Source organism: Allomesorhizobium camelthorni (assembly GCF_011045125.1).
In the GTDB taxonomy this organism is placed as follows: domain Bacteria; phylum Pseudomonadota; class Alphaproteobacteria; order Rhizobiales; family Rhizobiaceae; genus Allomesorhizobium; species Allomesorhizobium camelthorni.
The window spans coordinates 38,157-45,506 of the sequence record NZ_JAAKZF010000044.1; the positions used below are offsets into that span (position 1 = coordinate 38,157).

Sequence of the window (7,350 nt, forward strand, 5' to 3'; positions counted from 1 at the left end):
TTAATGTCCAGTAGGAGCAGGCGACAACAGCGATGTGGCGATGCCAGCTTTGGCGAGCAATTCTGCCGCACCCCGGTCGAAGGTGAAAAAGATATCTCCACCCAGGCGCTGGCCTTCGAAAGCGATCACGCCGTCCGCGAAGTCGCCGCCCGCATTCGCCAAGGCGAGACCGGCCTCGACCGCAGGGCGGTCCAGGGAAATGGTCGGTATTCGCGCTATGGTCTCGAGGGCGGCGGATATCTCTTGCCTGGATCTCTTGTAGCCCTTGCGCAGAACCCAAGCGAATTCACAGAGCGTTGGTAACGTGACGGACACAAGTTCGGCCCGATCCAACATCTCTTGGGCGGCTGGACTTTGTGTCGGATGATCGTCGAGAATTGCACGTAGCAGAATGTTCGTGTCTACCGTGGCTTTCATCTACGATTAGCCCAGCCGTCCTCAATGAGTTCCTTGATTTCTTCGAGGGTCAGAGGCTTCTGGCCTTCCTTCTTCAGCATCCCGAAGAGGTCGGAAATTTTGCCTGTGCGGACCGTCTCCGCGCTTATAGTGGCTTTCCCATCAGGTAGAAGATCGACTTCTATTTTTTCGCCGGGCTTCACGCCCAGATGCCTAAGGACATCCCGCTTCAACGTGACCTGGCCTTTCGATGTAACTGTCAGAACAGTCATGGCAAACCTCCGACTTCCATGTAAGGCAAATCCGCCTTACTTTCAAGAGCGCGTCACGCCGTCCCGAACGCGCTCGCGCCATGATCGGCGCGCGCGACCATCTGGCGGAAGCCCGCGAACAATTCGCGGCCGAAGCCGTGATCGTTGGCCGACAGGTCGATATCCGGAACTTTCCGTACCGCCAGTTCGGAAGCGGGCGCGAGGACCTCCAGCGTGCCGTTGTCGGCGTCGAGCCGGATAATGTCGCCGTCCCGGATCCGACCGATGACGCCGCCTTCTAGAGCCTCCGGCGTCACATGGATCGCCGCCGGAACCTTGCCCGATGCGCCCGACATGCGGCCGTCTGTGACCAGCGCAACTTTGTGGCCGCGATCCTGCAGCACGCCCAGTATCGTCGTCAGCTTGTGCAACTCGGGCATGCCGTTCGCCTTCGGTCCCTGGAAGCGGATGACGGCGACGAAATCGCGGTCGAGCTGGCCGGCCTTGAAGGCGTCGTTCAGCGCCTGCTGGCTGTCCAGCACGATAGCCGGCGCTTCGATCAGCCGCCGCTCAGGCTTGACTGCGGATGTCTTGATGATGGCGTGGCCGATATTGCCGGCAAGCACGCGCAGGCCGCCCGTCGGCTGGAACGGCTTGGCGAAGGTCGTCAGCACTTTCTCGTCGCCGCTGATTTTCGGCGCCGCTTCGCGAATCACGCCGCCATCGGGGCCGAGCCTGGCTTCGATGGCATAGGGCCGCAGGCCTTCGCCCCACACGGTCTGCACGTCCTCGTGCAGCAGGCCGGCATCGAGCAGTTCTCGGATCAGGAAGCCTAACCCGCCCGCCGCATGGAAATGGTTCACGTCGGCCAGGCCGTTCGGATAGACGCGCGCAAGCAGCGGCGTCGCCTCGGAAAGATCGGAAATATCCTGCCAGGTGATCTGGATGCCCGCCGCGTGCGCCATAGCGATCAGGTGGATCGTGTGGTTGGTCGAGCCGCCGGTCGCGTGCAGCCCGACGATGCCGTTCACCACCGAGCGTTCGTCGATCATCCGCCCGACCGGCGTGTAGGCGTTGCCCATGGCCGTGATAGCCAGCGCCCGCTTCGCCGCCTCTTTGGTAAGCGCGTCGCGCAGCGGCGTGTTGGGATTGACGAAGGAGGCGCCGGGCGTGTGCAGGCCCATGATCTCCATCAGCATCTGGTTGGAATTGGCCGTGCCGTAGAAGGTACAGGTGCCCGGCCCGTGATAGGATTTCGACTCGGCTTCCAGAAGTTCGGCGCGGCCGACCTTGCCCTCGGCATAGAGCTGGCGGACGCGCGCCTTCTCGTCATTGGGAATGCCGGTTGTCATCGGCCCGGCCGGGATGAACACCGCCGGCAGATGGCCGAAGGTCAGCGCCGCGATCGCCAGCCCCGGCACGATCTTGTCGCAGACGCCGAGGTAAACTGCGGCGTCGAACATGTTGTGGCTGAGGCCGATCGCGGTCGCCATGGCGATCACGTCGCGCGAAAACAGCGACAATTCCATACCCGGCTGCCCCTGTGTGACGCCGTCGCACATGGCCGGCACGCCGCCTGCCACCTGCGCGATGCCGCCCGCCTCTTTCGCTGCCTGCTTGATCAGTTGCGGGAACGTCTCGAACGGCTGATGCGCCGACAGCATGTCGTTGTAGGAGGTGATGATACCGAGATTGGGCACCCTGTCTCCAGCAAGCGCGGTCTTTTCGGCCGGCGCGCAGGCCGCGAAACCATGGGCAAGGTTGCCGCAGGAGAGCACCGCCCTGTTGGCGCCGCGGCTCGCGGCGTTGTCGACCCGCTCCAGATAGATGTCGCGCGAATTCCTCGAGCGCTGCCGGATGCGTTCGGTGATGGCCTCGATGTCTTTCCTGGCGGTCATGGTGGTGCATCCTCTTCGATGATGCCGGAACGGGAGTTTTCCGGCATCGGCATTCAAACTACGGCGCCCAGAACACCTGTACCGGCTGTCGCGCGCGATCCAGCACCGCACGGACCGGCAGATGCGCCTCCGCGCCTGACGCTGCCTCCAGCACGCGGTGCTTCTCGGCCCCTTCAATATGGAGAGCGACGAAGCCTGCTTCCACGATTCGCGCCAAAGTCAGCGTCAGCCTGGGTTCGCCGCCGCTTGCCGCGTGGACCGGCGCGACGATCGTCTCAGCGAAACGGTCGAGCAGCGATTTGAGGTTGCCGGCGTCCGGAAAAAACGAAGCGGTGTGGCCGTCAGTTCCCATGCCGAGGATCGCCGCGTCCAGCGGGAGCGGGAGATGGCTCAACCTCTCGCCGGCCCTGTCTGCCGCGTCTTCGACCGTGTTTGCGTCCGAAAACAGTCCGGCGAACCGGGCGACCGCTGCCTTGTCTTGAAGCAGGTTTTCCCGGACCAGCCGGGCGTTCGAGCGCGGCGAATCTTCCGGGACAAAGCGCTCGTCTACAAGCGTTACGGTGACACGCCCCCACTCGATGTCCTGCCGGGACAGCGCCGCAAGGAAACGGCCCGGCGTCGTGCCGCCGGAGACGGCAAGCAGCGCGGTTCCGCGCCTCTCGATCGCTGCCTGCAGCACGTCCGCCGCAGCGCTCGCCAGCGCTTCGGCGAGTTCTTCGCGCGAGGCGAATTCGTGCCAGGTAGCGTCGTCGGCCATGCCACTCAGTCGCTCTCGTGCCACGTGCGGCCGTCGCGCTCGATCAGCGCGATGGAAGCGGACGGACCCCAAGTGCCGGCGGTATAGCCCTGCGCCTCCTGGTGGCTGTCTTCCCAGGCGCCGAGGATCGGGTCGATCCACTTCCACGCCGCCTCGACCTCGTCGCGGCGCATGAACAGCGTCTGGTTGCCGCGCACCACGTCCATGACCAGCCGCTCATAGGCGTCCGGATTGCGCTCCTGAAACGATTCCGCAAAGCTCATGTCGAGCGCGATTTGCCTCAGCCGCATGCCGCCGGGTCCGGGATCCTTGATCATGATCCACTGCTTGACCCCTTCGTCAGGCTGCAACCGGATCACCAACTGGTTCGCCTGGATATTCCCTGCGCCTTCGCCGAAGATCGAATGCGGGATCGGCTTGAACTCGATGACGATCTCCGAGACGCGCGAGGCCAGGCGCTTGCCGGTCCTGAGATAGAACGGCACGCCGGCCCAGCGCCAGTTGGCGATTTCGGCCTTGATCGCGACGAAGGTCTCGGTGTTGCTCTGGCCGTCGCCGAGTTCCTCGATGTAGCCCTTCACCGCGCCGCCCGAGGATGCGCCGGCGCGATACTGTCCTCTAACCGTCGATCTTGGAGCCTCCGCGCCATTGATGCGCTTCAGCGAGCGCAGCACCTTCAGTTTTTCGTCGCGTACGGAGTCCGCCTCCATGGAGCCCGGCGCTTCCATCGCCACGAGACACAGGAGCTGTAGAATGTGGTTCTGCACCATGTCGCGCAGCGCGCCCGCCTTGTCATAGTAGGTGACGCGGTCTTCCAGCCCGACGGTTTCCGCCACGGTGATCTGCACGTGGTCGATATGGGCGGAGTTCCACAGCGGTTCGTAAAGCGCATTGGCGAAGCGCAGCGCCATCAAATTCTGCACCGTCTCCTTGCCGAGATAATGATCGATGCGGAAGATCTGCTGTTCGTCGAAAACCGCGCCGATCTGGTCGTTCAGCGCACGCGCGGACGCCAGATCGCGCCCGATCGGCTTTTCCACCACGATGCGGGAATTGGGAGAAACCAGGCCATGTTCTCGCAGGTCGTTGGCGATGTCGCCGAACAGCGCCGGCGCAACCGCAAGATAAAAGACGCGGATCGCCTCATGGGCCCCAATCGCCTTCTTCAGCTTTGAGAAGCCTTCGCCGGTCTTGGCGTCGACCGGTACATATGAGAGCCGAGCCACAAAGCTTTCGACTTGATCGGCGACTGTGTCCTCAGGTTTGACGTGCTCGGCGATCGCCTTGCGGGCGAAGGCGCGGAACTCGTCGTCGGTCATCTTGGAGCGCGATGCACCGATGATGCGGGTCGGTTCCGAAAACTGGCCGGCGCGCTGGCGGTGGTATAGCGAGGGCAGGAGCTTGCGCTCGGCGAGGTCGCCGGTACCGCCAAAGACGATGAAATCGAATGGTTCGACAGGGATGATCTGGCTGGTCATGGTGGTTCCGTATACCTGACGGTCGCTGCTATAATCTAATCGATTTAATATGGCCAGTGTCAGACTGTCACATCTTCAAACTTGACACTGGCGCAACCCGCTTGTTTGTCGGGAGTGGTAGTTGCGCCTTGTGACGGTGCCGCAACATATGGCGGCACGGGCGAAAGCCAAGGAGAAATACCGATGGGAACGCATCTTTCCGCAACGGTTGCCGAGGGCCGCGCCTTCATGCAGTTCATCGACGGCAAGCCCGCGGACGCGCTGTCGGGCGAGCGCATCGACGTGGTCTGTCCCTCCGACGGCAAGGCGTTCGCCTCCATACCTGCCTCCGGCGCTGCCGATGTCGACCGGGCGGTAAAGGCGGCGCGGCGCGCCTTCGACGACGGGCCGTGGTCGCGGATGCCGGCCATGGAGCGCGGCCGCTGCCTGACCAGGCTTTTCCATCTGGTCGAGAGGGACGGCGCCGAACTCGCCGCACTCGAATCACGCGACACCGGCAAGCCGGTGCGGCAGGGCCGGGCGGACGTCACGGCCACCATGCGCTACTACGAATTCTACGGCGGCGCCGGCGACAAGATCCATGGCGACACTATCCCGTTCCTCGACGGCTATACGGCGCTGACGCTGCGCGAACCGCACGGCGTGGTCGCCGGCATCATCCCGTGGAACTACCCGCTGCAGATTCTCGCCCGCGTCGCGGGCGCAGCGCTTGCCATGGGCAACACGCTGGTCGTAAAGCCCGCCGAGGATGCTTCGCTGACCGCGATCCGCATGGCCGAACTGGCGCTGGAGGCAGGCTTTCCGGAAGGCGTCTTCAACGTCGTGACTGGCTATGGCCGTGACGCCGGTGCAGCGCTTTCGGCGCATCCGATGGTCGACTACGTGACCTTCACCGGTTCGCCGATGACCGGAACCGCGATCCAGCAGGCGGCCGCGATCAACAATCGCGGCGTAACCATGGAGCTTGGCGGGAAGTCGCCGCAGATCGTCTTCGCCGACGCCGACATCGAGAAGGCGCTTCCGGTCCTCGTCAACGCCATCATTCAAAATGGCGGCCAGACCTGCTCGGCCGGCAGCCGGGTGCTGATCGAGCGGCCAGTATACGAGCAGGTGGCCGCAGGCCTCGCCGAACGCTTCTCGAAGCTGGTCGCGGGCCCGCACGACGCCGACCTCGATCTCGGCGCGCTGATCAACCCCAGGCAGAAAAGCCAGGTCGCCGGCATGGTCGCGGCGGCCGAAGAGGCGGGGATTCCCGTCCTGGCCAAGGGTTCGGTGCACCCGGATGCCCCGTCCGGCGGCTACTACCACGCGCCGGTGCTGTTCGGCTCGGTCGATCCTGAAGCCGCAATCGCGCGGCAGGAGATTTTTGGGCCGGTGCTGACGCTGTTCCCGTTCGAGGGCGAGGACGAGGCGGTGAAACTCGCCAACGGCACTGATTTCGGCCTGGTCGCCGGTATCTGGACCAGGGATGGCGGCCGCCAGCACCGGATCGCCAAACGTGTCCGCGCCGGCCAGGTCTTCGTCAACGGCTATGGGGCGGGCGGCGGCATCGAACTGCCCTTCGGCGGCTTCAAGAAATCCGGCCACGGCCGCGAGAAGGGCTTCGAGGCGCTGTACGACATGAGCGCGACGAAGACGATTGTTTTCAATCATGGGTAAAAATGCATGCGTCTGAAAGACAAGGTCGCCATCATCACCGGCGCGGCGTCGGGTTTCGGCGAGGGTATGGCCAAGCGCTTTGCGGAAGAGGGCGCGAAAGTCGTCGTTGCCGACCTGAACGCCAAGGGCGCGGAGCGCGTCGCGGCCGAGATCGGCGAGGCGGCGATCGCGGTGACCACCGATGTTTCGCTGCAATCGGAATTCGACCAGATGGTGGCGGCGGCGATGGCCGCCTTCGGCCGCATCGACATCATGGTCAACAATGCCGGCTACACGCATCGGAACGGCGACATGCTCGCGGTCGAAGAGGACGTGTTCGACCTGATCACCGCCGTCAACATGAAGGCGATCTACCACTCCGCCCGCGCCGTGGTGCCGATCATGGAAGCGCAGGGCGGCGGCGTCATCCTCACCACCGCCTCGACCGCGGGCCTCAGGCCGCGCCCGGGACTGACCTGGTACAACGCCTCCAAGGGTTGGGCGATCACCGCGACCAAATCGATGGCGATCGAGCTTGCGCCGAAGAACATCCGCGTCAACTGCCTCTGTCCGGTGGCGGGTGACACTGGCATGCTGGCGCAGTTCATGGGCGAGGACACGCCGGAACTTCGCGCGAAATTCCGCGCCTCGATCCCGCTTGGCCGGCTGTCGACGCCGCTCGATATCGCCAACGCCGCTCTCTGGCTCGCCTCCGACGAGGCCGCCTTCATCACCGGCGTGGCGCTTGAGGTCGATGGCGGGCGGTGTATTTGAACAATGGCTCCTCAATCTCCCCCGCAAGGGGGAGACCACGCACGCTTCATCATCGCCACGCTGCCTTTCAGCCCTGGCCATTGTCAAAGAACGCTCCCTTTGAAGGGAGAAGTCGGGAAGCGGGGCGCGAGGCCAACGCCTTCCTAATTTTTATACGT

The 7,350-nt window shown here is 64.0% G+C and carries 7 protein-coding genes; 2 read left to right on the plus strand and 5 right to left on the minus strand.

Annotated elements, in window-relative coordinates; all coding sequences use genetic code 11:
• Genes G6N73_RS23830 through zwf form a run of 5 tightly spaced genes read right to left on the minus strand, consistent with a single transcriptional unit; the run spans position 1 to position 4,780 of the window.
• The gene (locus tag G6N73_RS23830; protein WP_165032176.1) at positions 1-417 is read right to left on the minus strand and encodes a type II toxin-antitoxin system VapC family toxin; all 417 of its coding nucleotides are present in this window, start codon (positions 415-417) and stop codon (positions 1-3) included.
• Positions 414-668 (minus strand): AbrB/MazE/SpoVT family DNA-binding domain-containing protein, encoded by a 255-nt coding sequence (locus G6N73_RS23835; protein ID WP_165032177.1) that lies wholly within the window; start codon positions 666-668, stop codon positions 414-416. The genes G6N73_RS23830 and G6N73_RS23835 overlap by 4 nt, the downstream gene beginning before the upstream one ends.
• A gap of 53 nt (positions 669-721) precedes the next feature.
• A complete protein-coding gene (gene edd, locus G6N73_RS23840) occupies positions 722-2,545 on the minus strand; it encodes a phosphogluconate dehydratase (RefSeq protein WP_165032179.1) in 1,824 nt (607 codons plus the stop codon).
• Between the two features lie 58 nt (positions 2,546-2,603).
• A complete protein-coding gene (pgl, locus tag G6N73_RS23845; protein WP_206079052.1) occupies positions 2,604-3,302 on the minus strand; it encodes a 6-phosphogluconolactonase in 699 nt (232 codons plus the stop codon).
• A 5-nt stretch (positions 3,303-3,307) separates the two neighbouring features.
• Positions 3,308-4,780 (minus strand): glucose-6-phosphate dehydrogenase, encoded by a 1,473-nt coding sequence (gene zwf, locus G6N73_RS23850; protein ID WP_165032183.1) that lies wholly within the window; start codon positions 4,778-4,780, stop codon positions 3,308-3,310.
• Between the two features lie 183 nt (positions 4,781-4,963).
• Between zwf and G6N73_RS23855 the strand changes: the two genes are divergently transcribed.
• Together G6N73_RS23855 and G6N73_RS23860 are read left to right on the plus strand one after the other, a co-directional pair.
• Positions 4,964-6,439, plus strand: a complete 1,476-nt coding sequence (locus G6N73_RS23855; RefSeq protein ID WP_165032185.1) for an aldehyde dehydrogenase family protein — start codon at positions 4,964-4,966, stop codon at positions 6,437-6,439.
• A gap of 6 nt (positions 6,440-6,445) precedes the next feature.
• Positions 6,446-7,192, plus strand: a complete 747-nt coding sequence (locus G6N73_RS23860) for an SDR family oxidoreductase (RefSeq protein ID WP_165032187.1) — start codon at positions 6,446-6,448, stop codon at positions 7,190-7,192.
• The last annotated feature ends 158 nt before the right edge of the window (positions 7,193-7,350 follow it).